This window comes from Methylorubrum sp. B1-46, from assembly GCF_021117295.1.
Lineage (GTDB): Bacteria > Pseudomonadota > Alphaproteobacteria > Rhizobiales > Beijerinckiaceae > Methylobacterium.
Window position 1 is genome coordinate 2,299,288 of the sequence record NZ_CP088247.1, and the last position, 25,722, is coordinate 2,325,009.

The 25,722-nt window shown below is 69.7% G+C and carries 25 protein-coding genes; 8 read left to right on the plus strand and 17 right to left on the minus strand.

The features are described from left to right. Positions 1-267: 267 nt before the first annotated feature. Both LPC10_RS10675 and LPC10_RS10680 read right to left on the minus strand, forming a co-directional pair. Positions 268-1,344 carry a quinone-dependent dihydroorotate dehydrogenase gene (locus LPC10_RS10675; protein ID WP_231346656.1) on the minus strand — a complete coding sequence of 359 codons (1,077 nt, stop codon included), beginning with the start codon at positions 1,342-1,344 and terminating at the stop codon, positions 268-270. Continuing rightward, positions 1,341-1,691 carry a DUF952 domain-containing protein gene (locus LPC10_RS10680; RefSeq protein WP_231346657.1) on the minus strand — a complete coding sequence of 117 codons (351 nt, stop codon included), beginning with the start codon at positions 1,689-1,691 and terminating at the stop codon, positions 1,341-1,343. Before LPC10_RS10680 ends, LPC10_RS10675 begins: the two co-directional genes overlap by 4 nt. Positions 1,692-1,904: 213 nt before the next feature. On the opposite strand from LPC10_RS10680, the gene LPC10_RS10685 reads away from it, so the two are divergent. Beyond that, on the plus strand, positions 1,905-2,537 hold the full coding sequence (locus LPC10_RS10685) for a helix-turn-helix transcriptional regulator (protein ID WP_231346658.1): 633 nt from the start codon (positions 1,905-1,907) through the stop codon (positions 2,535-2,537). A 126-nt stretch (positions 2,538-2,663) separates the two neighbouring features. On the opposite strand, the gene LPC10_RS10690 is transcribed toward LPC10_RS10685, so the two are convergent. The 9 genes from LPC10_RS10690 to LPC10_RS10730 all read right to left on the minus strand — a co-directional run bounded on the left by LPC10_RS10690 (position 2,664) and on the right by LPC10_RS10730 (position 11,230). Then, a complete protein-coding gene (locus LPC10_RS10690; protein ID WP_231346659.1) occupies positions 2,664-2,993 on the minus strand; it encodes a hypothetical protein in 330 nt (109 codons plus the stop codon). Between the two features lie 153 nt (positions 2,994-3,146). Further along, on the minus strand, positions 3,147-3,362 hold the full coding sequence (locus tag LPC10_RS10695; RefSeq protein WP_003604163.1) for a DUF3126 family protein: 216 nt from the start codon (positions 3,360-3,362) through the stop codon (positions 3,147-3,149). A 138-nt stretch (positions 3,363-3,500) separates the two neighbouring features. Continuing rightward, positions 3,501-4,361: a serine O-acetyltransferase gene (gene cysE, locus LPC10_RS10700; RefSeq protein WP_231346660.1), complete on the minus strand. Its 861-nt coding sequence runs from the start codon at positions 4,359-4,361 to the stop codon at positions 3,501-3,503. Between the two features lie 259 nt (positions 4,362-4,620). Further along, complete coding sequence (locus LPC10_RS10705; protein ID WP_231347016.1) at positions 4,621-5,520, minus strand: helix-turn-helix transcriptional regulator; 900 nt, start codon at positions 5,518-5,520, stop codon at positions 4,621-4,623. Between the two features lie 291 nt (positions 5,521-5,811). Further along, positions 5,812-7,449 (minus strand): ABC transporter substrate-binding protein, encoded by a 1,638-nt coding sequence (locus tag LPC10_RS10710; RefSeq protein ID WP_231346661.1) that lies wholly within the window; start codon positions 7,447-7,449, stop codon positions 5,812-5,814. After that, a complete protein-coding gene (locus tag LPC10_RS10715) occupies positions 7,446-9,737 on the minus strand; it encodes a sensor histidine kinase (RefSeq protein ID WP_231346662.1) in 2,292 nt (763 codons plus the stop codon). Before LPC10_RS10715 ends, LPC10_RS10710 begins: the two co-directional genes overlap by 4 nt. Before the next feature lie 121 nt (positions 9,738-9,858). Next, positions 9,859-10,062 (minus strand): hypothetical protein, encoded by a 204-nt coding sequence (locus LPC10_RS10720; protein ID WP_231346663.1) that lies wholly within the window; start codon positions 10,060-10,062, stop codon positions 9,859-9,861. Between the two features lie 11 nt (positions 10,063-10,073). After that, positions 10,074-10,313, minus strand: a complete 240-nt coding sequence (locus LPC10_RS10725) for a hypothetical protein (protein WP_231346664.1) — start codon at positions 10,311-10,313, stop codon at positions 10,074-10,076. Positions 10,314-10,486: 173 nt separating this feature from the next. Then, on the minus strand, positions 10,487-11,230 hold the full coding sequence (locus LPC10_RS10730) for a response regulator (protein WP_231346665.1): 744 nt from the start codon (positions 11,228-11,230) through the stop codon (positions 10,487-10,489). Positions 11,231-11,624: 394 nt separating this feature from the next. On the opposite strand from LPC10_RS10730, the gene LPC10_RS10735 reads away from it, so the two are divergent. Then, entirely contained in the window at positions 11,625-13,451 is a 1,827-nt protein-coding gene (locus LPC10_RS10735) for a DUF3369 domain-containing protein (RefSeq protein ID WP_231346666.1), read from the plus strand. 19 nt (positions 13,452-13,470) lie between these two features. Here the strand turns inward: LPC10_RS10735 and LPC10_RS10740 are convergent, their stop codons facing one another. From LPC10_RS10740 to LPC10_RS10750, 3 genes are all read right to left on the minus strand, one after another. Then, entirely contained in the window at positions 13,471-14,202 is a 732-nt protein-coding gene (locus LPC10_RS10740) for a Crp/Fnr family transcriptional regulator (RefSeq protein WP_231346667.1), read from the minus strand. A gap of 82 nt (positions 14,203-14,284) precedes the next feature. After that, positions 14,285-15,472, minus strand: a complete 1,188-nt coding sequence (locus tag LPC10_RS10745) for a PepSY domain-containing protein (protein ID WP_231346668.1) — start codon at positions 15,470-15,472, stop codon at positions 14,285-14,287. A 144-nt stretch (positions 15,473-15,616) separates the two neighbouring features. Continuing rightward, positions 15,617-17,800, minus strand: coding sequence for a TonB-dependent siderophore receptor (locus tag LPC10_RS10750; RefSeq protein WP_231346669.1), 2,184 nt, complete (start codon positions 17,798-17,800; stop codon positions 15,617-15,619). A gap of 958 nt (positions 17,801-18,758) precedes the next feature. Here LPC10_RS10750 and LPC10_RS10755 point away from each other — a divergent pair. The 4 genes from LPC10_RS10755 to LPC10_RS10770 all read left to right on the plus strand — a co-directional run bounded on the left by LPC10_RS10755 (position 18,759) and on the right by LPC10_RS10770 (position 21,877). Next, positions 18,759-19,775, plus strand: coding sequence for a DUF2336 domain-containing protein (locus LPC10_RS10755; protein WP_231346670.1), 1,017 nt, complete (start codon positions 18,759-18,761; stop codon positions 19,773-19,775). Between the two features lie 96 nt (positions 19,776-19,871). After that, positions 19,872-20,372, plus strand: coding sequence for a hypothetical protein (locus LPC10_RS10760; RefSeq protein WP_231346671.1), 501 nt, complete (start codon positions 19,872-19,874; stop codon positions 20,370-20,372). A gap of 148 nt (positions 20,373-20,520) precedes the next feature. Further along, positions 20,521-21,126 carry a sulfite oxidase-like oxidoreductase gene (locus tag LPC10_RS10765; protein WP_166059244.1) on the plus strand — a complete coding sequence of 202 codons (606 nt, stop codon included), beginning with the start codon at positions 20,521-20,523 and terminating at the stop codon, positions 21,124-21,126. A 4-nt stretch (positions 21,127-21,130) separates the two neighbouring features. Further along, on the plus strand, positions 21,131-21,877 hold the full coding sequence (locus tag LPC10_RS10770; protein ID WP_231346672.1) for a ferredoxin reductase: 747 nt from the start codon (positions 21,131-21,133) through the stop codon (positions 21,875-21,877). A 31-nt stretch (positions 21,878-21,908) separates the two neighbouring features. Here LPC10_RS10770 and LPC10_RS10775 read toward each other — a convergent pair whose 3' ends face one another. Continuing rightward, complete coding sequence (locus tag LPC10_RS10775) at positions 21,909-22,286, minus strand: TIGR02300 family protein (protein WP_231346673.1); 378 nt, start codon at positions 22,284-22,286, stop codon at positions 21,909-21,911. 170 nt (positions 22,287-22,456) lie between these two features. Next, positions 22,457-22,723, minus strand: a complete 267-nt coding sequence (locus tag LPC10_RS10780) for a hypothetical protein (protein WP_231346674.1) — start codon at positions 22,721-22,723, stop codon at positions 22,457-22,459. A 397-nt stretch (positions 22,724-23,120) separates the two neighbouring features. Here LPC10_RS10780 and aroA point away from each other — a divergent pair, with 397 nt between their 5' ends. Together aroA and cmk are read left to right on the plus strand one after the other, a co-directional pair. Further along, positions 23,121-24,482 carry a 3-phosphoshikimate 1-carboxyvinyltransferase gene (gene aroA, locus LPC10_RS10785; RefSeq protein WP_231346675.1) on the plus strand — a complete coding sequence of 454 codons (1,362 nt, stop codon included), beginning with the start codon at positions 23,121-23,123 and terminating at the stop codon, positions 24,480-24,482. Further along, positions 24,479-25,147: a (d)CMP kinase gene (cmk, locus tag LPC10_RS10790; RefSeq protein WP_231346676.1), complete on the plus strand. Its 669-nt coding sequence runs from the start codon at positions 24,479-24,481 to the stop codon at positions 25,145-25,147. Before aroA ends, cmk begins: the two co-directional genes overlap by 4 nt. A gap of 31 nt (positions 25,148-25,178) precedes the next feature. On the opposite strand, the gene LPC10_RS10795 is transcribed toward cmk, so the two are convergent. After that, on the minus strand, positions 25,179-25,508 hold the full coding sequence (locus tag LPC10_RS10795) for a DUF167 family protein (RefSeq protein WP_231346677.1): 330 nt from the start codon (positions 25,506-25,508) through the stop codon (positions 25,179-25,181). Between the last annotated feature and the right edge of the window lie 214 nt (positions 25,509-25,722).

The window sequence follows — 25,722 nt, forward strand, 5'->3', positions numbered from 1 at the left end:
CCTGGCGGGTGAGCGGTTTCGGATGTCTGGATCGAGACGTAACATCTCGCAGATGCGAGTGGATGCGTGGCCGTTGATGGGGGAGGTATTCGCGGTGCGCAGAGCAATTTAGCGCAATTCCAGAAGGTGCCTATTTCTGGAATGGCTCGAGGGTTCATCTCGTCAAGGGCGGAGGCGGGCGACCTGGAAATTTGATGCGTTGCAACAAAGTGCAGCGGGCAGAAAACTGCATTGTGTCCGCACTCCGACGGCGGGGCACGGGGCGGTTCACGCGCCCCGCGCGAGTTCGGTCGCGTCCCGCCCGACAACCGGGGCGAGGCTCGTGAGCCCTTCCGCCCGCAGCCGCTGGCTCAGGCCGCGCTTGATCGTACCGACCAGTCCCGGCCCCTCGTAGACGAGGGCGGAGTAGAGCTGGAGCAGGCGCGCGCCGGCCCGGATCTTGGTCCAGGCGGCCTCGGCGGAATCGATCCCGCCGACACCGACCAGGGGGATCCGCTCGCCGACGCGCAGATAGGTCTGCGCGAGAAGCCGCGTCGCCGGGCCGAAGAGGGGCCGGCCGGACAGGCCGCCGGTCTCCTTCGCGAGAGCGGACTCCGTGAGGGTGGCGGGCCGGGCGATCGTGGTGTTCGAGACGACGAGGCCCTGGATGCCGCGCCGGAGCGCCGTCGCCGTCATGGCGTCGAGTCCCTCGAGGGCGATGTCGGGCGCGATCTTGAGCAGCACCGCCGCGCTCGATCCGCTTTCGTCGCGGGCGGCGACCACGCGGGCGAGCAGGTCGTCGAGGAACGCCTCGCCCTGAAGATCGCGCAGGCCCGGCGTGTTGGGCGAGGAAACGTTGACGGTGATGAAGGCGACGTGCGGGGCGAGCCGCGCGGTGCAGGCGACGTAGTCGGCGAGCCGGTCCGCCGATTCCTTGTTGGCCCCGATATTGACGCCGACGATGCCCTCCCGGCCTTCGCGGGCCTTGAGCCGGTCAGCCACCGCGTCGAGCCCCTCGCTGTTGAGGCCGAAGCGGTTGATCACCGCCCGGTCGCCGGGGAGCCGGAACACCCGGGGGCGCGGATTGCCGGGCTGCGGCCGGGGCACCACGCCGCCGACCTCGACGAAGCCGAAGCCGAGGCCCAGAAGCGCGTCGGCCACCCGCGCGCCCTTGTCGAACCCGGCGGCAAGGCCGACCGGGTTGGGGAAGCGCCGCCCGAACACCTCGACGGCGAGCGCGGCGTCGTCGGCCGGCGGCCGGCGCGGCGGCAGCAGCGAGAGGCCGCGAATCGTCAGGTCGTGCGCCGTCTCGGCGTCGAGCCCGTGCAGCAGCGGCCGGGCGAGGGGAAACAACGCGTCGATCATGCCGGAACGATCTCCGCCGGGAAGACGTGCCGTCCCTCCGGCCCGAGGGGGAGGTCGGTCACGGAGCGCACGGCGCGCAAGGGAAGGTCGCCGTAGAGGTGCGGGAACAGCGCGCCGCCCCGCGACGGCTCGAACCGCAACGCCGGTCCGAGGTCGTCGCCCTCGACCGCCACGAGGAGCAGGTCATCCTGTCCGGCGAAATGGCGGGCGGCGGTCTCGGCGACTTGGTCGGCGGTCGAGAAGTGGATGAACCCGTCGGCGAGATCGACGGGCGCACCGGTGAAGCGGCCGAGCGCCTCGGCCTCCCGCCAGAGGTCGCGCGGACAGATCTTGTAGACGAGGGCCATCCGGTCTCCGAGGGTCGATCTTCCGGAGCGATAGAACGCGCGCTTCCCCGCGGCAACCGATGCCGGATACGGGGTGCCACGTCTTCACCGCTTGCCGTTCAGATGCGACACTCGCCTCTCCGGATGCTCCGATTGCGTCCGGGTTCGGCGGGTTCTAGTTTCCTAACTTTAGGCCGTATGTCTCAACGGCACACGCGCCGGTTTGAGGCCGCTATGCTGTCGCACGAGCAGATCTGGACTGCGATCGACCGGTTGGCCGAGCGCCACGGCTTCTCCGCCTCGGGCCTTGCCCGGCGTGCGGGCCTCGACGCCACGAGCTTCAACCGCTCGAAACGGGTCGGGCCCGACGGGCGCAAGCGCTGGCCCTCCACCGAATCGATCGCGAAGGTGCTCGCGGCCACGGGCGCCAGCCTCGACGACTTCCTGCATCTCGTCGATTCCGGGCAGGCGCCGACCCGCACGATGGTGCCGCTGGTCGGCCTGACCCAGGCCGGTTCCGGCCGCCTGTTCACCGAGGAGGGGATTCCGACGGGCGGCCCCGGCTGGGACGAGATCGAGTTTCCCGATCTCGGCGATGACCACGCCTTCGCCCTGGAGGTGCAGGGCGATTCGATGCTGCCGCTCTACCGCGACGGCGACGTGCTGATCGTTGCCCCCAATGCCGGCATCCGCAAGGGCGACCGGATCGTCGCCCGGCTCACCAACGGCGAGGTGCTGGCCAAGGAGCTGCGCCGCCGCACCGCGCGGACCATCGAGCTGGCCTCGCTCAACCCCGACCACGAGGATCGCATGGTGCCGCTCGCCGACGTCGCCTGGATGGCGCGGGTGATGTGGGTGCGTCAGTAACCGAGAGCATCGTCCCGAAAGGTGGCCACCGGCTTTCGGAAAAAGATGATGCACAAACAAGAGGATAGAGCATCGTCCCGAAAGGCGGCCGCCGGCTTTCGCGAAAAAGTCGATGCACGCGCGCGGTTACAGCCCGGCCAGCCGGTGGGCCATGCCGAGGGCGATCTGGCCCGAGAGCAGGCTCCAGCCGCAGGCGATCATCGTCGCGATCATCACGAAGGGGATCGGCCGGTGCTCGAAGCGGCGGCCCCGCACGGTGTTGCGCAGGATGATGAAGGGCGCGACCACCGCGATCATCGGCAGGGCGGCCAGGGCGGTGACGCCGCCGGCTTCCAGCAGGCGGAAGCTCGCGCGCCGGTTCGTGGCATATTCGAAGGCGCTCGCGAGCAGCCCCGCCAGCGCGAGGCCGACAATGAGCGCCTGGATGGCTTCGAGGGAAGACGGGCTCAGGGTCATGACGCGACGCTCCTTCTCAGGATGTGACGCGCAGTCTGACCGAAGGTTTACGTCTTGTTAAGAAAGACGTTTCGTTAACGCTAACGCCGCCCACAGCCAGGAAGGCCAAGGGCGGCGCCAGGTTCGAAATCCGTGACCCGGACGAGGCGAGCCTCAGGCGTCCTCTTCGAGGTCGATGTCGAGGATCGCCATGCGGAAGGTGAAGGAATCGTCGCCGTCCTCCTTGTCGTCGGCGAGCACGCCGATCGACTCGTCGCCGATGAACACCTCGGCGGAATCGCCGGTCTTCATCGCGACGACGCGGATGCTGGCGTTGGCGAACTTGCGGCGCAGGTAGTCCTGCAGCTTGGCGACTTCGGTCTTGGTCACACGGTCAACCTTTTTGCGAGGCGGTGCGTGCCGGGACGCAGGGTTCCGGCGGCAGCGCTGAGGGGGATATTCAGATGGTGGTCGGCGGCTTGCCATGTCGGGGGAGGGCAGGCAACCCGCCGGAGGTGTGAACCGCCTTCAGATCCCGCCGGCGATGTCGACGAACTCGCTCATCGCCACGAGCTGATCCATCGAGCGGGCCGGCTCGGCGCAGCCGGCCGCGCCCACGACGCGCGCCGGCACGCCGACGACGGTGGTATGCGGCGGCACCGAGCGAAGCACGACCGAGCCCGCCGCGACGCGGGCGCAGGCCCCGACCTCGATGTTGCCGAGGATCTTGGCGCCCGCGCCGATCATCACGCCGCGGCGGATCTTTGGGTGGCGGTCGCCGCCATGCTTGCCCGTGCCGCCCAGCGTCACGGCGTGCAGGATCGAGACGTCGTCCTCGATCACCGCGGTGGAACCGACGACGAGGCCGGTGGCGTGATCGAAGAACACCCCGCGCCCGATCCGGGCGGCCGGGTGGATGTCGGTCTGGAACACCTCCGAGGACCGGCTCTGGAGGTAGAGTGCGAGGTCGCGCCGGCCCTGGCCCCAGTACCAGTGGGCGAGCCGGTGCGCCTGAATCGCGTGGAAACCCTTGAAGTAGAGCAGCGGCTCGATCGCCCGCGTCGTCGCCGGGTCGCGGTCCATGACGGCGAGGATGTCGGCACGCATGCTCTGGCCGATATGCGCATCGTCCTGGAGCGCCTCGTGGAAGCCGTGGGCGACGAGTTCGGTCGAGAGCGAGGCGTGGCCGAGCCGCGTGGCGACGCGGTGAGCCACCGCCGCTTCGAGGCTCGGATGGTTGAGGATGGTCGCCACGAAGAACGAGGCGAGTTGCGGCTCGTCGCGCACCACCGTCTCCGCCTCGGTGCGCACGCGCGTCCAGAGCGGATCGACGATTCCGGCGATCCCTTCGCGCCCGGAGGCCGGGCTGAGCGATGGACTGGCGGACATGCATTCCTCCTCGACAGCGCGGGCTGTCCATTCGGTCTCTGGGCCGCGATGCGGGTCGCGGCCGGCAGAGCGTTTGCGACTCGACACCCGGGCGGAACCGATTGTCCCGGCTGCGCCGAGCAAGTGGATACGACCCGTATCGCGCGGGCGGCAAGCGGGAGAAGAGTCTTCGCCCAGCCGGGGCAGGTTCTACAGCTTGGTGTCGCCCGCCGCCGCATCAAGAGGTCGTGCCCGACCCTGCGGCGGATCGCGCCGTCGCTTACGCGATCGGGCGCTTGCTGCCGTTGTCGTGGCCGCTGAAGCGATCCTCGATCACCTCGATCAGGCGTGCGGCCATGGTCTCGACCGGGACGTCGGAGGTGTCCACCGTGGCCGAGGCGCGGGCATAGAGCGGCTCGCGGCTGAGCAGGACGGCGCGCAGGTCTTCGAGCACAGAGGTCGGGTCACCCTTGCCCTCGACATGGCCCTGGTCGCGCACCCGCTGCAGATGCTCCTCGGGCCGGGCCTGAAGCCAGATAGTGTAGAAGGAGGAGAGGAGCAGGTCGTAGGTCAGCGGCTCGGCGACGATGCTGCCGCCGGTGGCGAGCACCATCGGGCCCGGCTGCTCGGCGAGGCCGCGAAGGGCCTTCTGCTCCAAGCGGCGGTAACCTTCCTGACCGTAGATCGCGAAGATCTCGCGGATCGACAGGCCGTTCTCGCGCTCGATCTCCGTGTTGAGTTCCACGAAGCGCCAGCCCAGATGGGCGGCCGCCATCCGGCCGAGCGTCGATTTGCCGGCACCGCGCAAGCCGACCAGCGCCACGCGCCGCCGGACCGTGTGCGCATCCGCGCCGCTCGTGCCCTCGAGCGCCGCCTTGGCCAGGGCGATCTGGTCCGGGTTCGCCTGTTCGAGCAGGTCGCGGATAACGCGCCAATCGGGAGAGGCCTCCTGGCTCGAGACGAGATCGTCGAGACGCATCCCCATCGCGTTGGCGACGCGCCGCAGCAGGATGATCGAGACGTTGCCCTGGCCGCTTTCGAGCTGGGCGATGTAGCGCTCGGACAGGCCGGAGGCCTGCGAGAGCAGCTTGCGCGACAGTCCCCGCACCGTCCGGGCATGGCGCACCCGCCGGCCGAGCTCGTTGAGGAAACTCGCCTCTTGTTCGGCCGGGTCGGTCATGACCTCGCTCACCTCATCGTCCTTTCCGACGCCCGCCTCGATCCGCATCCCTGTCGGGTCCCCCTGACGAGGCCCCCACCTGTCGTCCGGAACACCCCGTTCGTCCGGTTATCCGGTCCGGACGGCGCCCGCTGCAACGCGCGAGCCAGAGCGCACGCCATGGCGGAGAAGGCGCACATCTGGATATCGGTAGGCCGCAGCGCAACCCGCCTCGCAAGCGTGGCATCCATGCACGCTCGCCAGTGGATAATATATGATATGCCGCAATGCGAGATATGGCACTGCAAAACATTACTCCGCCAGCACCACGCCCTCGAACAGGGTGCGCCCGAGCGGATCTGCCTGGAAGCCGGTGACCATGCGCCGGGTCGCCATGTGAACGACGGTGTGGGCGAGCGGCACCCAGGGGGCGGCCTCGCGGAAGCGGGCCTGCGCGTCCCGGTAGAGCCGGGTGCGGATTCCGCGGTCGTCGGTGCGCCGGGCGGCCTGGACCGCCGCGTCGTAGGCGGGATCGCACCAGCGGGCGAGGTTGGCGCCGCCCGGCGCCGCTGCCCGGCAGCCGAGCAGCACGTTCATGAAGTTGTCCGGGTCGCCGTTGTCGCTGGTCCAGCCGTAGAGCATCATCGTCGGCTCGCCGCCGTAGAGCGCGGCCCGGTAGGCGGTCCAGTCGCGGGTGGTCAGCCGGGCGCGGATGCCGATGCGGGCGAGGTCGGCGCGGATCATATCCGCCACGCGCCGTCCGTTGGGGTTGTAGGGCCGGCTCACTGGCAGGAACCACAGGTCGGTCTCGAACCCGTCGGCAAAGCCGGCCTCGGCGAGCAGGCGCCGGGCGGCCTCGCGGTCGAAGGCGGGCTCGGGCAGGTCGCGGTGGAAGGCCCAGCTCGCCGGCGGCAGCGGGTTGTGCGCCACCGTGCCGGCCGGCCCGTAGACGGCCTCGACGATGGCGCGGCGGTCGATGGCGAGGCTGACGGCGCGGCGCACCCGCGAATCGCTCATTGGCGGGCGCGCGGTGTTGAGGGCGAGATAGGCGACGTTCAGTTCGTCGCCCGAGACCAGCGTGAGATCGGGATCGGCCCGCACCGCGTCGAGATCCGCGGTGCCGGGAAAGGCCATCACGTGGCACTCGCCCGCCTTGAGCTTGGTCAGCCGCACGGCGGTGTTCGGCGTGATCGAGAACACGAGCGCATCGACCGCGCCCGCCTCGGCTTCGGTCGGCCGGCGCCAGTAATCCGGGAAACGGCGATAGCGCAGGGCCACGTCGGGGCGGTAATCGACGAAGCGGAACGGGCCGGTGCCGACCGGCGCGCGGGCGAGCGCCTCCGGCGTTCCCCGGCGCGCGAGATGCTCGGCATATTCCGCCGACAGGATGGCGCCGAAGGCCTGGGCGAGGTTGGGCAGGAAGGTCGCGTCCGGCTCTTTCAGCCGGAAGCGGACCCGACGCTCGTCGAGGCGCTCGATCCCCTCGATCAGGCCGGCGAGGCCGAGATCGCGGAAATAGGCGAAATCGCCGCCGAGCCGGTGATAGGGGTGGTCCGGCTTCCACTGGCGGAGAAAGCTGAACAGCACGTCGTCGGCGTTGAGCGGGCGGCTCGGCGTGAAGCCGGGCTGGGCGTGGAAGCGCACGCCCGCCCGCAGGGTGAAGTCGTAGGTCCGCCCCTCGTCTGAGATCTGCCACGATTCGGCGAGCGACGGCCGCAGGTCGGTGGTGCCGGGGGCGAACTCGACGAGGCTGTTGAACATCTGCCACGTCGCGCTCATCGCCGTCGTCGTGGTGACGAGGCCGGGATCGAGGGATTCCGGGTTGCCCTCGGAGCAGTAGACCAGGGTGCGCGCCTGTCCCGCCGACGCGCTGGCCAGGAGGGCGGCAGCGGCAACAAGGGCGGCCGTTAGGGCGGCCAAGAGGGCCGCGGGGCGAGCGCGGCGTCTCACGGTGCCGGCACCCCGGCGGGCCGGCGGGCGGCGCCCGGCCGCTCGGCGTCGCCAGGCGTCCGCGGGAATTCGAGCCGCACGCGCGTGCCCCGGCCCGGCTCGCTCTCGACGGCGATGCGGCCCTGGAGCTTGGCCGTCACGAGGTTGTGCACGATATGCATGCCGAGTCCGGTGCTGCCGCGGGAGCGGGCGGTAGTGAAGAACGGGTCGAAGATCCGCCCGAGATGCTCCGGCGCGATGCCGCTTCCGTCGTCCCCCACCTCCAGCCGTACCAGCAATCCGGCCTGCGAGACCCGCACCGTGATGGTGCCGGGCCGCCGGGCCGCGGCGAAACCGTGCACCACGGCGTTGGCGACGAGGTTGGTGACGATCTGCGCCAGCACGCCGGGATAGGTGTCCACGACGATGCCCGACGGGACGTCGCGCTCGATCCTGTGGCCGCCCTTGCGCAGCATCGGCTGGAGGCTCGCCAGCAACTCGCCGAGCCAGACATCGAGATCGAAGCGGCGGCGCTCGTCGCTGGCCCGGTCCACCGCGACCTGCTTGAAGCCGTGGACGAGGTCGGCGGCGCGGGTCAGGTTGGCGCAGAGCAGTTGCGTCCCTTCCCCGACCCGATCGACGAAATGGGTGAGGCGCGAGCGCGAGAGCGTGCCCGCGGCAACCAAGCCCTGGAAGGTCCGCGTCTCGTCGCGCACCAGCGTCGCGGTGGTGAGCGCGATGCCGAGCGGCGTGTTGATCTCGTGCGCGACGCCGGCCACGAGCTGCCCCAGCGAGGCGAGCTTCTCCGCGCGGATCAGGTCGTCCTGGGCCTGATGCAGATCGTGCAGGGCGTGGTCGGCCTGGTCTTTGGCCCGCCGCAGCGCCCGCTCGCGCCGGCCGATCTCGGTCACGAAGAAATTCGTGGCGCGGGCGATGTCGCCGAGTTCGTCGGTGCGCTGCGTTCCGGAGAGTCCCTCCGCCTTCGGATCGGCGGCCAGCGCGATCATGTCGCCCTGGAGCTGGCGCAGGGGTACGAGGATCGAGCGGGCCACCGCCAGCGCGACGAGCGCGCCGAGCAGCAGGCCGACGGCCGCCCCGGCGAGGAGGAGCTGGCCCAGGAAGGTGCCGAACCGGTCGGCATCCTCGAGCGCGTCGTCGTTCAGCGCGCGGGCGGCCTCGCTCAGGCCGGCGGCGAGGCCGTCCATCTCGGCGATCATCGCGTTCTGCCGCTTGAGCCCGTCGACGGTGGTGGCAAGCCGCGCCCGCCAGCCGTCGATGGCCTCGATCATCTCGGACTGGATCAGCGGCGAGATCGGCAGGGCCGAGGCGCTCGCCGAGAGCTGCTCGCCCTCGCCGAGCATGGCGGAGACGGCCTCCGCGTCCCGTCGCGCCAGCGCCTCGGCGGTGCGCTGGCCGAGCTTGAGCGTCGTGATGCCGATGTTCTGCGTCGCTTGGCCCGTTGCGTTGGCCTCGCCCGCATAGGCGAGGAGCTGCGCCACCTCGTCGTCGAGCGTGCGCTGCTCGGAAGTCACGATCTTGAGCAGGCGCTCGCCCCACTCGGTCAGCCGGTCGCCCGCGGCCGAATCGAGCGCGCTGTCGACGGCGGTCAGCCGCTCGGCCTCCGCGGCCTCGATCTCGCGGGAGGTGGCGCGCAGCGCCGCGGCGAGGTCGCGGCCGGCATGGACGAGGCGGGTACGCTCGGCGCGCCCCGTCTCCGGCGACGCGCCGCGTTCCCGGCCGAGGGCGAGCTGCCATGCGGCGGCCAGCACGGCGTTGAGCCCCGTCACCGCGTCCCGCGTGGCGCGCAGCCGGTTCACCTTCCCCGTCAGCGTCCAGGCGAGATCGACGTTCGAGGCCTGCTGGCGCTGGCGGGCCTGTTCGGCGAGGTCGGTCAGCCGGCTCGCGCGCCGGCCCATCTCGGCGATGAGGCCGTCGTTCTCGCGGGCGACTGCCGAGAACTCGCGCATTTGCGCCACGTAGCGGTCGAGGGATTGGCGCGCCGCGGCGGCCCGCTCGGCCTGTCGCCGGGTGCGGGCCTGCCCTTGAAGGGTCTCCAGACCGCTACCGGCCCTGCCGGCCAAGTCGAAGAAGCGCGACGCGATCGCGTCGCGCGCGTCGGCGCGGGCGGTGACGAAGTCGTCGCGCACGGATCGCGCCTGGATCAGGTCGTGGTAGACGCGGGCGGCGAGAAGAGCGCCGGCGCGGGCGCGCTCGCCCTGGGCGAGCAGGAACCAGCCTGCCGCCGCGATGGCCGCGGCGACGAGGATCGGGACACCGCCGACCAGGGCAATCTTCCGGCCGACCCGCATCCTCGCCCCGTCGCGGGCTCCCTCGGGAGCGTCCTTCCTCGGAGCGGGATCGTCGCCGGAAACGCGTCTCCCGACAAGGGCCTCGCCCCCGTCCCGGTGGGGACAGCGACCGAAGACGCTCTCACACCCCCGCCAGATCCGTCCGGCGCCGGCGGCGCACCGGCGCCCCTCGGCCGCCGGAGGTGCCGAAACGGCCCTCCTTGGTCGGCGTCGACGGCACCGCCCGGCCGTCGCGGCCACCCTGCTGGCGCCCGTGCAGGATCTCCCGCAGCTTGGCCAGCGCTTCCGGCGAGGCCTCCAGGCCTTCCTTCGAGAAATGCGGCATGGCGGCCTTCCTCAGCGCCCGGTCAGCGCGATGACGCGCACCTTGCGCCCGGCCGCGGCGCAGGCGGTCGACTGGTAGGGCCAGGCGGCCGCACAGGGCGAGACCGTCGTCGACGGGCGGCTTTCGGGAGCCTTGAAGGCTGGTGCCTCCATCGGTGCTGCGGTCGCCGCCGGCTTCGGGCGGGCGGCGGCGTCCGTTGCGGCCAGACCGGCGACGAGGCCGGCGGACAGCACCGCGCTCACGGCAATCATTGAAACCAATCCCTGCATGACATCCCCCTCGCGGCTTCGCCGTCGTCGATGGAGAAGGTTTAGGGAGGGGGCGTGTCCGGCGTTTTGCGTCGCCGGTCACAGGATCACCGGATCAAGGGGCGTTTGTTGCGTCGAGCGCGGCGCCGACGAAATATTCGGCGGCTGCCGTGCGGTCAGTCGCCTTCGGGCCGGAAGATGTAGCCCAGGCCGCGCACGGTGCGGATGTAGCGCGGATTGGCCGGGTCCGGCTCCACCTTCTTGCGGATGCGGTTGATTCGCACGTCGATCGCCCGGTCGAACGCGTCCGGATCGCGGGCATCGGCCAGGTCGAGCAGCCGCTCGCGGGACAGCGCCCGCTTCGGATGGTCGGCGAAGGCCTTGAGCAGATCGAATTCCGAGCGGGTCAGCGGCTGCTCCATGCCGGCATCGTCGCGCAGGCGCAGGGCGTCGAGTTCGAGCCACTTCGTTCCGAACCGAATCGTCCGCGATGGGGCTTCCGGTGAGGCGGCCGGCGCAGAGGCTGGGGCAGGGGCCGCCGGCGTGCCCTGCGCCCGCCGCAGCACCGAGCGCACGCGGGCAACGAGTTCGCGCAGCTCGCAGGGCTTGGGCAGGTAGTCGTCCGCACCGAGTTCGAGCCCCACCACCCGGTCGATCGGGCTCGCGGTCGCCGTCAGCATGATGATCGGGATCGGGCTTCGCGCCTTGAGGTCCCGCACGATGGAGAGGCCGTCCTCTTCGGGCATGTTGAGGTCGAGCACGATCAGGTCCGGCGTGCGGATCTGCAGATGTGCCCGCAGCGCCCGGCCGCCCTCGCACAGGGCCACGTCGAACCCGTGCAGGCGCAGGTATTCGCCGACCATGGCGCGGGCATCCGCCTCGTCGTCGACGACGGCGATGTGGGGGCCGGTCGGCGTCATGGGCGGCCGTCCATGCACGTGCCTGAAGACATGCGCGTGAATGAAGAGAAACGTCCCGTCACCTCGATGATCCCTCGAATCGAAAAGCGTGCGCCCGGCCGGACTCGACAGCTTTCGCTCGCACCATGCCCGATCGAATCGGACTTGGCGACGCCGCCGGGGCGACCATCAACGGCTCTTGCCGAGCGGATGACAGCGGCCTCGGGCGCGATCATTGAAGCCGCTCGACGCAGGCCGGTGAGAGATGTGTTGAGGCCATCCACCTTTCGCTAAGATTTCTTCGCAAATTCCGGATAAACATCGACGTGTGTGCTTTCGAACGGCAACATCGCACGCGCCGCTGCACCAAGAGCGACGAGAGAGCGCTCGTGACGCTGATGCGATCAGCACTTGCATGCGGGTGGCCTCGAAGAGCGCGAAAGGCCTTCACGCGATGAACGACGCACCCGACGACGACTGGCTCGAACTCATTCCCGACGAGGCGGCGGAGGCACCGGCCCGCGCCGGCGCCTGGACGATCGCGGTGATCGACGACGACCCGGCCGTGCACGAGGGCACCCGCTACGCGCTCGCCGGATACAGCCTCGACGGGCGCGGCCTCGACATCCTCTCCGCCCATTCGGCCCAGGAGGCGCGGGCGCTTCTCGCCGAGCGGCGCGACGTCGCCATCGTGCTCCTCGACGTGGTGATGGAGACCGACGATGCCGGCTTGCGGCTCGTCGACTACATCCGCCGTGAATTGCGGGAGGAGACCGTCCGCATCATCCTGCGCACCGGTCAGCCGGGGCAGGCGCCGGAGCGGCGCGTCATCGTCGATTACGACATCAACGACTACAAGGCGAAGACCGAACTCACCGCCGACAAGCTCTTCACCAGCCTCACCGCGGCGCTCCGGGCCTATCAGCAACTCCGGCGGCTCGACGAGACCCGGCGCGGCCTGGAGATCATCATCGACGCCGCGCCGATGCTGCTCGACCACAAGTCGATGCAGCGACTGGCCGAAGGCGTGCTGACCCAGGTTGCATCGCTCCTCAACGTCGATTGCGCCGGCATCCTCGTGCTGCGCGAGGACGAGCGGGACCACAAGCGCGAGGGCGGCTTCAGCGTGCTCGCCGGCTCGGGGCTCTACGGCGGCTATGTCGGCCGCGATCCCGGCTGGCCGCTCGATCCCGGCATCCAGCCCCTGGTCGAGCAGGCCTTCGCCGCACGCCGCCACAGCTTCGGCGACGGCCTCTCCACGCTCTACGTGCAGACCGCGAGCGGCAGCGAGATCGTCGCGCTGATCGACACCGACCGACCGCTCTCCGACACCGACCGGGCGCTGATCACCCTGCTGGCGGGACGCCTCTCGGTCGCCTTTGACAACGTGATTCTCTACGAGCGGCTGCAGCGCGCCAACGTCACCCTGGAACAGCGGGTGGTCGAGCGCACCGCCGAGCTGATCCGCGCCAACCGCCGCCTCGACATGCAGCGCTCGGACCTGCGCCGGGCCAACAGCCTCAAGACCGAGATCCTGGGCACCATCGCCCATGACCTGAAGAATCCGCTCTCGGTGATCCTCGGCCGCTCCGAGATGCTGACCGACCTGATCGGTCTCGACCCGGATGAGCCGTCCGGCTTGGAGCAGGCACGCACCGCGATGCGGACCCAAGTCGATCACATCCGCACCTCGGCCACACGCCTGATCGACATGATCGACAGCCTCATGGCCGACGCCATGAACGACGCCCTCGACATCACCCTGCGACGCGAACCCGTCGATCTGGCCGGTCTCGCCCGCGAGGTCTGCGAGGCCAACCGGCCGCTGGCCGATTCGAAGGGCCAGAGCCTGACCCTGGATCTCGCCGCGCCGCTCCATCTCTGCGGCGACGCCGAGCGGCTGCGCGAGGCGTTCGACAACCTCGTCTCGAACGCGATCAAGTATTCCTATCCCGGCGGCGCGATCACGGTGAGCGTGCGGGAGGAGGGCGGCGACTACGTCTGCGCGGTGGCCGACCAGGGCCCCGGCCTGTCCCCGGAGGATGCCGGCCGCCTGTTCGGCCGCTACCAGCGCCTGTCGGCCAAGCCCACCGGCGGCGAGGGCTCGACCGGGCTCGGCCTTTCCATCGTCAAGCGTATCGCCGAGCTCCACGGCGGCCGCGCCGAGGCGAGCTCCGACGGACCGGGGCAGGGTGCCGTCTTCTCGATGCGGTTCCCGAAGGAAACGGTGGGTTTGGTGTAGACAGGGCCGGCGGGCCTCCTCAGTCGAGGGATGCGGCGGCCGTCTTCCGGAAGGGGCCGATCAGGCGCTCGTACGCGGCCTCCGCCGGACCGTAGCTGTTTCCCGCGAGATCGCAGAGCATTCCGCGGTCGCGCACGACAATCAGGGCGCGCCGGGCCTGGATCGCGCCGTAGCCTTCGAGCGCCTGGATCGCCAGCGTCACGGTGGAACGCTGGGTCGCCAGCATGATCGACAGGAAATCGTGGGTCAGCGAGAGTTCGTCGCCCTCCAGCCGGTCATGTGCCATGAGGATCCAGCGGGCCAGACGCTCCTCGACGGTGTAGGCGCCGTTCGACATCGCCGTCTGGCTCACAGTCATCATCACCGTGTGGGTGTAGCGCAGCAGCAGGTCGTGCAGGGCCGGGCTTCTCCGCAGCGCCTCGCGGAATGCGCCGACCCCGATCCGCAGCCAGGGGCCGCCGACCTGGACCATAAGCTCGTGCGGGGCGCGGTCGGCGTTCAGCACGCTGGCGGTGCTGACCATGCCCTCCTGGCCGAAGCAGCCGACCTCGATGCGCCGCCCTTCGCTCATGACGGCGACGTTCGAGGACAGCCCGGCTTCCGGGAAATAGACGAAATCCAGCGGATGTCCGACGGACCAGAGGATGTCGCCCTTCTGGACCTGAACGCGCTCGAACTGCGGCAGGAGCAACGCCAGCTCTTCCGGCGGCAGCGCCCGGAGCAGGCGGTTTCCCGTTGATGACACACCCATTTCCGGACCCGATCTCTCTCGCCTTCCTGCGAGAACCCGGACTCGGAACCCGAGTTCGATGATCGCGGCGGGCGCCCAGGCGTTATCCGCCCGCCGACGCCTCGGCCGGCCGGGGCGCGCGGCCGGGTGCCCGCCGCCCGGCCCGGCGGCGCAGGGCGTAGAGCGTCAGCCCGGTTGCGAAAAAGCCGGGGAGCGCGAGCGCCGCGAGGCAGAACAGCAGAGCGGCGGGCGCGCCGAAGAAGCGGCCGCGATGGACTTCGAGCATGTTGTCGGCGACGCGCTGGCCGAAGCTCGTATCAGCGGCGCGCTGGTCGCCGAGCGGGACGCCGGTGCGAGCGTCGTAGGTGGCCTCGTTGCGAAGGATCGCATCTGGGGCGTGCCAGCGGATGCGGATCGCCGCCGCCTCCGGTCCCGGCAGGGTAAGGGTCGCGAGGGCGGCCGTTCGCGTCGCCGCGAAGTCGGCCCAGGCCGCATCGACCGCCGGGACGCCGTCGGGGTTGCGGCCCTCGGACACGCGGCCGGCGGGGCGCGTCTCGGGCCGCTCCTTGGGCGCTTGTCCCGTGAGCAGCCACGTTGCGCCCGCGCGATACCCATCGTAGGACCACCACAGGCCCGACAGGGCGGTCACCGCGTAGATCGGCAGCAGCCACGTCCCGGCCACCGCGTGCAGCGACCACCAGCGGGCGCGGCCGGGCCGTGCGAGGTTCGGCCGGAGCCAGCCCCGCCAGCCGTGCCGTCCGGGCCAGCGCAGGTACAGCCCGCTACCGAGGAAGGCGAGCAGCGCGAGGGCGCTGGCGCCGGTGAGCGTGCGGCCCCAGCCCTTGCCCTCGCCGGGGAGCAGCAGCCAGCGGTGCAGCGCCCGCACCGTGCCGAAGAACCCCTCCAACCGCACCGGTCCGAGCACGGTCCCGTCGGTGGGGTCAACGTAGACGGAAGGCGGTCGCTCGCCGCCGGCCCGTGCGCGGGCAAAGCGCGCCACGGCGCTGGGAACGGTGCTCCGGCCGGTCTCGCCCGAGAGGGTCAGCGCGGCGACCCGCTGCCCCGGATGCTGCGCTTCGATCCGAGCCGCCAGGACCGAAGGCGCCAGCGGCGCCCGCTCCTGTGCCGCGATCTGTACGCGATCGCGGTTGGCGAGAGCGGTGATCGCCTCCTCGTAGCTCATCAGCGCACCTGTGGCTCCGACCAGCGCGAGCACGAGCCCGGCGGTGAGGCCGAGCGCCCAATGCATGCGAAACAGAACGGTGCGGACGGGGGAGAAGGCTGACGGCATGGCGCTCCGAAGAAGGATCGTTCGGCTCTCGAGCGGCGCCCCTTAGAACATCGTCCCGAAGGGTGGTCGCCGAATTTTGGAAAAAGACGATGTGGAAACAAGAGGATAGAGCATCGTGCCGGATCCGGTGTCCGGCACGATGCTCTAGTAGCGCGCCGCCAGGCTGGCGAGCACCGTGAGGGGCGCGCCGGGCAGGTTGTTGAACTGGTTGAAGGGCTGCTCGATGTAGCGCCGGTCGGTGAGGTTGCGGCCGTTCACGGCGAAGCGCCAGGTCGGGTCGATCTCGTAGAACACGGTCGCGTCGAGGCGGGCATAGGCGCCGACCTTGTAGGTGTTGGTGATGTCGCCGAAGCGCTCGCCGACATAGGTGAGCCCGCCGCCGAAGCCGAAGCCTCGCAGGGGACCGCCCTGGAACTGGTAGGTCGACCACACGCTGGTGCTGAAGACCGGCGCCGCGGGCAGGCGGTTGCCGACCGGGATGAAGCGGTCGCGGGTGACCTCCGCATCGAGGTAGCCGATGCCGCCGATGATCTTCCAGCCCGGCAGGATCTCGCCGGCGATGTCGCCCTCGAACCCCTGCGCGCGTTGCTCGCCGGTGATGATCGAGAAGCCGGTATTGACCGGATCGGAGGCGGCCACGTTCGCCCGCAGGATGCGGAAGGCGGCCGCACTCACCGTGAGCTGGTCGGGGATCAGGTCGAAGCGGGCGCCGACCTCCACCTGCTCGCCGGTCTCCGGGGGCGGGCTTGCCACGTTGAGGATGTTGGCGGTCTGCGGCACGAAGGAGGTGGTGTAGCTCCCGTAGAGCGTGAGCGGCTCCACCGGGCGCCAGACGAGGCCGACCCGCGGTGATGTGCCGGTGAGGTTCTGCTCCGGCGGCCGGTTCGGATTGGCCGGTGTGCGCTGGTAGTAGAGCTGGTCGGCGGTGTCGAACCGCACGCCGAGCACGAGCTGCAGGCCGGGAAAGAACTCGATCTGGTCCTGCAGGTAGGCGCCGAACAGGCTGAGCTTCTGCCGTAGGTCGTTCTGCAGCGTCAGCGTACCGACCTGCGGCACCGAGCCCCGGATCGGGTTGAGGAAGGAGACCGAGGTCGCGGCTCCTTGCGTCGTGTAGGGGTGGCGGTAGCCGTCGACGATTTCGAAACCGGCCAGTGCCGTGTGGCGGAAGCCGAATGGATCGATGAAGCGGCCGACCGCCTCGGTCCGGCTGTCGATGGAGTGGTAGATCGAATCGCCCTCGGTGAGGCGCCGCGTCACCGTGGTGCCGGCGGCGTTCACGCCCGTCGCCCGGGTCGCGAGGAGATTGAACGCGCCCCACTGGCCGTTGACCGCCTGCCGCAGGGTCAGGTTCTCGTTGACGTCGTGCTCGGCGATCAAGGTGATCGAGTTCGCTTCGCCATAATAGCGCGACCACGGCTCGCCGTAGAAGCGGCGGACGTTGTCGAGCGGCACCCGGCCGCGGAAGGCGATCAGGCCCTCGTCGTACTGGCTGTGCTGACGGGTGAATTCGGCGTTGAGATAGACGCGGGTCGATGGATCGGGGGTCCAGACGAAGGCCGGCGCGAAGAAGTGCCGGGAGTTTTCCGGACCGCCGAAATTGCGGAACGTGGCTTCGTTCTGTGTGCCGAAGCTGAAGCGGGCGGCGAGACCCTCGACGCTCGGAATCGCGCCCGAGACCGACCCTTGGACCCGCCGGAAGGCGAAGGAGCCGCCCTGGACGGTGAGGTCGGCGGACGGGACGAGGGTCGGCTGGCGCGTGACGATGTTGATCAGGCCGCCGGGATCGCCCTGGCCGTAGAGCACGGAGGCCGGACCTTTCAGCACCTCCACCCGCTCGACGTTGGCGAGATCACGCTGCGTCGGCTGGAAGGCGTTGGCCGGGTTCAGCACGAGGCCGTCGATGGCGTAGGTCTGGGTGCGGAAGCCGCGCAGGATGTAGGTGTCGGAGCGCCCCTGGATGGTGCCGCCGGGCTGGACGTTGCTGACATTGGTGAGCGCGTCGGTGAGGCGGACGCTCTGTTGATCGACCAGAACCTCGCGCGGCACGACCTGGATCGATTGCGGCGTGTCGCGAAGCGCCGTGTCGGTGCGCGTCGCGGTCGCCGAGCGCGTGGCGCGATAGCCGACGACGGGCCCGCCCGCCCGCTCGCCGCTGCCCGTGACAGAAAGTTCGGACAGCACGGCCTCGGCACCCTCCGGGGGGACGGTCTGCGCATGAACTGCGACGGGCCAGGATAGAGCAAGGCCAAGCAGGGCACGTGAGCCTGCGATGAGCGCAGCCGATCCCGGTGTGACGGGATGCTGTCTCCCTTGCGCTACGCTGCTCATGACCGTTCCGATTCGAGAGCGGGCTCCACGGAGCCGGTTCGGCGCGTTTACGTATGACAATGCGAGGGCGGCAAGCATACGCGCGCATATTTTGTGTTAAGGTATCGCGATAAGATCAGTCGTTGCTGAGAAACAACAATTTATTCCAAGTCTAAGTTGGAGCTGAGACCGCTTCAGCTGGCGCTGTCTCGTCAATGGTTCGAAGTCGGATGGGGCTGGCCGAAAGACCCGTTCTGGCGTCGTCCGACTGGTAGATCCCAATGGTCGAGGAGTCGGAGATGTGTCGATCAGGACGCGATCGTGCGGCGGGAGATCCGTGCGAAGGTGATGGACGGAGCGAATGGCCAGCTCGATTGCGAGAGGTTGTTATCGTGGCGACACGCGCCCCGATGAGGCATTGAGCGTGTTAATTGAGATATAAATGCCTGTTTTCGTTCTTTGAGATAAATATTACATTATTTGAGACCTTTTGTGACCTGGATGATCGTTCTGCACTTTGGGATTTAGGTGGCGGGAAAGCCCGCTGCCCTTTGATGATCGCACTGTCGGCACGACCGGCGCCTCGCGCGATCAGCATTCAGCATGTCCCCCGAGATCACGCTCCCGATTGCCATCCGCCTGAACGCGCGTGGGCGGCCCGTCTCCGCTGAGACGGGTCGCACCGTGCCTGGGATACCGCGTCGAGGGCGCCCGCCCCTCCTGTCCGGCCTTGGCCTCAACATCCCGGGCGCGAACCGGTGAATGCCGTCCATCAACCTGTGCACGACGCAACGGCATCACGTCCGGCGCAACGCGCAGCGTGAGGTTGAACCCTGCGCGAGTTCCAGAGCGTCTTCCGACGAAGTGGATGCCGGCTCGTCGGAAGAAAGCGCGCCAAGACAGAAGCTTGGAGCCGCCGGCCTGATGCAGTCAGGTCGGATACGGCTCTAGGCATCGCCTATCGAAGAACGGTTCTCCCTTGAGCAGCCTTGCCGACCTCGTCGATACGATCGACCAAATCCTGGAGACGGCCGACACATCCCACCATCAGCGGATGCTCTTGGGGGTGACCGAGCTGCTCGTCGGCATGTCCTCGGTGCTCTCGAACACCCATCTCGAAACCTTCGATGAGGTGTTCGGACGCCTCATCGGCGGTGCGGGACCCGAGGCGCGGCAGGCGGTGGCGGAACATGTCGGCGCCCTGACAGAAGCGCCGCCCGGCCTCGTGCGGCAGCTCGCGGCCGATCAGGCCGGTCCGGTCGCCGGACCGATCTTGCGCAGTCGAATCGCAATTCCCGATGCGGCCCTGCTTCATCTTGCGCAAAGCCGCGGCCAGGAACATCTGGCCGCCATCGCGGGACGGGCACAGCTGAGCGCGTCGGTCTGCGACGCCGTCGCGGCCCGAGGGGACGAGACCGTTCTCGGCCTGCTGCTTGCCAATACGGGGGCGCAGCTTTCGGACAGGACCCTGCTGCTGCTGGCCACGCGCATCGAGGTTGAAGAGGTTTTGGCAGAGGGATTGGAGCGCCGTACGGATCTCGATCCGCGGCGCCGGGCGGCGGTACTGCGCGAGCGACGTTACGAACAGGCGCGGTCGCGCATGAACAAAGGTCAGCAACAGGTTCGGAACTACGCGAGGGCCGAAGCGGCCGTTGCCCTGCGCATCAAAATCGGCCTCGACGAGAGCGACATTCAGCACTGGTTGAGCAACGGCCGCATCCCGGAAGCCCTCCTCGCCCTCGCCCATTTGGCCGGTCTGCCCGCCGCTCATGTCATCGCGGCCCACGAGTCCGCCGATCTCCGGCGCATGACATTGTTCGTCCGCTGTGCCGGTCTCGGAACCGCGGCGCTGGCTCGCTTCCTCTGTACCGTCGAGGGGCACCAAGCGAGTGGCGGACTGGGCCGATTTTTTCTCGCGTTCAGAGCGATGTCGGTTGAGCAGGCTCGCGCAGCGCTCGCTCAGAGCGGCTCTCCAGCCTTCATCACCGAAACATGAGGCGCCAGGACGGACGGGGCGATCGGACCGGCCTCGCTTTGCCGGCTCTGTTGCGTTTACACTCCACCGAGGGTTGCCACGGCGGGGCGCACCGACATGCGACGCCTACTGAAGTTCCTCCACACGATGGGGGCGGTCGGGCTGATGGGCGCGATGGCCTGCCTCGTCGTCCTCCTGAGCCACACCCCGCCGCCGGATTCACTGGCCGGTTACGCCCTGATGCGCGGGGCGATGGAAGCGGTCGCGACGTGGATCTTCCTGCCCTCCCTCGCCCTGACACTGGTGGCCGGGCTGTTGGCGGTCGCGCTGCATCCGGGCTTCCGCGAGGCCGGCTGGGCCTGGGTCAAGCTCGCCACCGGCGTGCTGGTGTTCGAGGGCGGCTTCGTCGGCATCCAGGGGCCGATACAGGAGGAGGCACGCCGCAGCGCCGCCGCGCTCCGAGGCGAGATCGATCCGGCCACCCTTACGGGTGCGCTCGCGGCCGAGCGCAACACGTTGTGGGTGATCCTCGCCGTTGCAATCCTCAACGTCGTGCTCGGCATCTGGCGGCCGCGCATCCTGCGGCTTCCCCGTTCCGACCTGTCCCGGCCCGCCTGACAACTCACGCGACGACCTCGCGGACGAGCGAGGCTTGGCGGAACGCTTTCGGGCCAAGCCTCGTTGCCGCCCCTGGGACTTCTGCCGGATGCGAGGGGGCGCACGGCCTCCGGCAGGCGAGACGAAGGCGAGACGGCGGAGGAGCGTGATGGCGACGCGAGGCTTTACCGGGCGGCCCCCTGCCGCGGCGATCCGCGAGCGGCTCCCGCCGGGCCAGTACCTCACCGACGACTTTCCCGTGCTCCAGCTCGGGCCGACGCCGCGTGTTGCGACAGAGGGCTGGCGCTTCACCCTGCGCCAGGGCTCGCGGCCGCTGGCGAGCTGGAGCTGGGACGAGTTCGCGCAACTGCCCCGCACCCGCTGGAGCGGCGACATCCACTGCGTGACCAAGTGGTCCAAGTTCGACACCGCCTGGGAGGGCGTGAGCTTCGACGACATCCTCGCGGCGGCCGGCCTTGCGGCACCGACGGGCTTTCTCCTGGCGGAGAGCCACGACGACTACACGACGAATGTGCCGGTTGCGGATCTCACCGGCGGCAAGGCGATGGTGGCGACGCTCTACGACGGCAAGCCGATTCCGCCCGATCATGGCGGCCCGGCGCGCCTGCTCGTGCCGCATCTCTACTTCTGGAAAAGCGCCAAGTGGGTGAAGGGCTTGCGCTTCACCGAGAAGGACGAGGCCGGATTCTGGGAGCTGCGGGGCTACCACATGTACGGCGATCCCTGGCGTGAGCAGCGTTTCAGCGGCGATTGAGAGGATGGCCAACGTGAACGGCGTTGCGTCCCCACCTTCGCCCGCACCGTCATCCTGGCGGGCCGCGACGATCCGGGCGATCACGCCCGTGACGCCGCGGGTGAAGAGCTTCCGCTTCGATCCCCTCGACCGGCCGCACCGGGCCGGTCAGCATGTCGATGTGCGCCTCACCGCACCCGACGGCTACCAAGCGCAGCGCAGCTACTCCATCGCCTCGGCACCGGGCGATCCCGCCGGCCTCGAACTGATGATCGAGGGGCTGGAGGCGGGCGAGGTCTCGGGCTTCTTCGACGCGGTGGCCGAGGTCGGCGACGCGATCGAGCTGCGCGGGCCGCTCGGCGCCTTCACCTGGGGGGCGGAGGATGGCGGCCCGGTTCTGCTGATCGGCGGCGGCTCCGGCGTCGTGCCGTTGCTGGCCATGGTGCGCGAGCGGGCTCTGCGCGCCCCCGACGTGCCGATGCTGCTGATCTACTCGGCCCGCAAGGCCGCCGAAGCCATTGCGCGGGTGGAGCTCGCCGCCCGCTCCCGCGACGAGACCGGCTTCGATCTGACTCTGCTTCTCACCCGCGAGGGGGCGACCGCGGGGCGGCGCGTCGACCGCGTCATGATCGGTACGGCGATCGAGTGCCTCGGCATGCCGCGCCACGCCTTCGTCTGCGGCGGCAACGGCTTCGTCGGCACCGTGGCCGACCTGCTGGTGGAGGCCGGGGTGAAGCCGGGCGTGGTCCGCACCGAGCGCTTCGGCGGCTGAACGGGTTCGCTCAGCCGCCAGGGGGGAGGCGTCAGCCCTCTTCGTCGCCGTCCGAGTCGTTGTCGATCAGGTCGGAGACGTCGTCGTCGCCGTCCTCTTCCTCCAGGAAGGTGTCGTCGTCCGCACCCCCGCTGGAGTCGTCGCCGCCCTCGTCGTCGTCGACGTTGATATCGGTATCGTCCTCGCTGGCCTCGGCCTCATCGAGGGAGACGATCTCCGGGCCGCCCTTCTCCTCCTCGTCCTCGTCGTCATCCGTCGAGCGGCTGGCGACGGGCGGGGCGACGCGGGAAGTCGCGACTTGGTAGATCGTTCCGCATTTCGGGCAGGTCGCCGGATCACGGTCGAGATCGTAGAACTTGGCACCGCAATTCATGCACTGGCGTTTGACGCCGAGTTCCGGTCTAGCCACGGCTGCAAACCTCTGGGGACGAATAGGGGGAAAGGGTCCGGGAGAGCGGCCCCGTTAGTCGCAGCCTCCGCCCATGTCAAACGGCATGTCGCTCACCGCGGCGCATCCCGCGCGCGCCGCTCCGCCAGGGTGCTCCTGCAGATGGCGCGTGAACGGCGTGAGAGCCCGCGTCAGGCGTGGCGTGACCACTTGTTCTGCCGCCGCTCGACGGCGAGGCGCAGGAGGCGGCTGAAGGGCGTTCCGTCTACCCGGCCAGGGCGGTCGAACTCGTGCAGCACAGCTTCGAGAGCGACGATGCGCTCGCTGGGCCGCCGATAGGCGCTTTCCAGCTCGTTCAACGCATCAAGGACGCGTTCCCCGGCCGTCGAATCGGCGACGGCGAATGCATGATCGACCTTGCGAAGGCACTGGATCACGGGCTGCATGGCCGCCAACATAAACCTATGTTGTGGTTTGTCGAGAGCTGGATGACGGATCCGAGCCGATCTGGCGCTCCGATCCACACAGGATCGGATCAACGGAAGCAAGTCATGCGGTTGAGACAACCGCGCGACAGGCTCGGTTGCTTACAGATATGCGGGTTACCGCCGGGTTTCGTCTGATCTTGCATCATCATGCAACGTCGATCGCGGTCGGGTGCTGAGACGAACGGGCGAGCCATTCCGCATGTCTCTCAAGGGGGGCACCCACGTCCGCGACCGGCTTTCGGATGACGTGGACCGGTCCTCATGCTAACGGGCGCCCGTCGCGCCGGGCCTGTCCGGCGGGCGGCCTCGGCACCCGGTGGGAGCCGATACGCCTCAGCGCAGCGATCGAGTCAGACGTAAGATCCCCGTGTCGCACGATTCCGAACCGCAGCCCGTCACCGCGCATCCCGGAGGCCCCCTCAACGGGGCGCTGAAGCCGCCGGGCGACAAGTCGATCTCCCACCGGGCGATGATCCTGGGCCTGCTCGCCATCGGCGAGACGCGGGTCGAGGGGCTCTTGGAGGGCGACGACGTGCTGCGCACCACCGCCGCCGCGAGGGCGTTGGGCGCTCAGATCACCCGCGAGGGCGAGGGGCGTTGGCGGATCGTCGGCGTCGGCATCGGCGGGATGCAGGATCCGGCCGGCGTGCTCGATTTCGGCAATGCCGGCACCGGGTCGCGGCTGATGATGGGCGTGGTCGGCGGACAGCCCGTTACCGCGACCTTCGACGGCGATGCCAGCCTCCGCAAGCGGCCAATGCGGCGCATCCTCGATCCGATCCTGAAGATGGGTGCGCAGGTCGTGTCCGAGGCCGAGGGCGGGCGCGTGCCGCTGACGCTCAGGGGACCGCGCGAGGCGATCCCGATCCGCTACGAGCTGCCGGTCGCCTCGGCGCAGATCAAGTCGGCGGTGCTGCTCGCCGCCCTCAACGCGCCGGGCACCACCACCGTCGTCGAGCGGGCCGCCTCCCGCGACCATACCGAGCGGATGCTGCGTCTGTTCGGCGCCGAGGTGTCCGTGGCGCCTTACGGCGAGGGCGGTCACGGCCGCACCGTGACGCTGACCGGCCAGCCGACCCTGCGCGGCACCGACGTGGTGGTGCCGGCCGATCCGTCCTCGGCCGCCTTCCCTCTGGTGGCGGCGCTGATCGTGCCGGGCTCCGAGGTGACCTTGCGCGGCGTGATGATGAACCCGCTGCGCACCGGCCTCATCACCACGCTGATCGAGATGGGCGCCGACATCGAGCGTCTCGCCGAGCGCGAGGAGGGCGGCGAGACGGTGGCCGACCTTCGGGTGCGCGCGAGCCGCCTGCGCGGCGTCGACGTGCCGGCCGAGCGGGCGCCCTCGATGATCGATGAGTACCCGATCCTCGCCGTCGCCGCGGCCTTCGCCGAGGGCACGACCCGGATGAACGGATTGCACGAATTGCGGGTCAAGGAATCCGACCGGCTCGCGGCGGTCGCCGCGGGGCTTGCCGCCAACAGCGTCACCCACGCGATCGAGGGGGACGACCTGATCGTCACCGGCAACGGCGCGCCGCCCGCGGGCGGCGGCACGGTGGCGACGCATCTCGATCACCGCATCGCCATGGCCTTCCTCGTCATGGGGCTTGCCGCCGAGAGCCCCGTCACCGTGGACGACGGCGCGATGATCGCCACGAGCTTCCCGAGCTTCCGCCCGACCATGCTGGCGCTCGGCGCCCGGATCGAGGACGGGGCCGCCGCATGATCCCGGACGACATCGCCGTGCAGCGGGACGAAGCGCCCCTCGTCATCGCCATCGACGGCCCGGCCGCCTCGGGCAAGGGCACGCTCGCCAAGCGGCTCGCCCTGCATTACGGGCTGCCGCATCTCGATACCGGCCTGCTCTACCGCGCGGTGGCGCTGACCCTGATCGACGAAGGCGCCGATCTCGACGACACCGCGGCGGCGGCGCGAGCGGCTTCGGCCCTGTCGGCCGAGCGCCTCTCCGACCCGCGCCTGCGAGAGCGGGCCATGGGCGAGGCGGCCTCGCGGGTTTCCTCGGTGCCGGAGGTGCGCGCCGCCCTGCTGTCCTGGCAGCGGCGCTTCGCCGAGGGCGGGGAAGGCGCCGTGCTCGACGGGCGTGACATCGGTACCGTGGTCTGTCCGGAGGCGCGGGTGAAGCTGTTCATCATCGCCGCCCCCGAAGAGCGGGCCCGACGCCGCCATCGCGAGCTGCTCGGACGCGGCGAGGAGACGACGCTCGCCGCGATCCTTGCCGATATCCGCGCACGCGACGCCCGTGATTCGAGCCGCGCCGCCGCCCCCCTGAAAGCCGCCGAGGATGCGGTGGTGCTCGACACCACCGAACTCGATGCCGAAGCGGCCTTTGCCGAGGCGGTCGCCATCGTCGAGCGGCTCAAGGCCGCCTGAGACACCCCCCTCTGCGCCGAACTCGGCATCCTCACCGCGTCTTCGGTTCTCCGGCGAGCCAAGCCCCTACTCGCGCGGCGAGAGCCTGCGGATCGCCCGAGAGATGCAGCCGCTTGGTGCGGGACGTCTCGCCGGAGACGAGTGTCACCTCGGCCTTGCGCAGCCCGAGGCTCTTGGCGACGAAGGTGGTGAGGGCGGCGTTGGCAGCGCCCTCCACGGGCGGTGCCGCCACGCGCAGGGACAGGATGGGACGTCCATCCGCCTCCATCCGCACGCCGTCGAGTCCAGTGCGGCCCGCCCGCGGCGTCAGCCGCACGGCGAGAACGAGGCCGTCCGCATCAAGGGTGAAGGGGCTTTGCATCGCCGGAGCATCGTCCTCGCTATCGGATCCAAGATGAGGCTCTATCCTTTTGCTTGGGCATCGTCGTCGTCTGAGAGCCGGTGATCACCCCCGGAGAGGATGTGAGAGGCTCTCGCCCGCTTGGATCGCTTTGGCGAACACGGGAAACGGTTCGCGTCTGACCGGTGTCACACGCAAGTCAACGAAGCGAGTCGGGGATCGTGTTGGCCGTGGG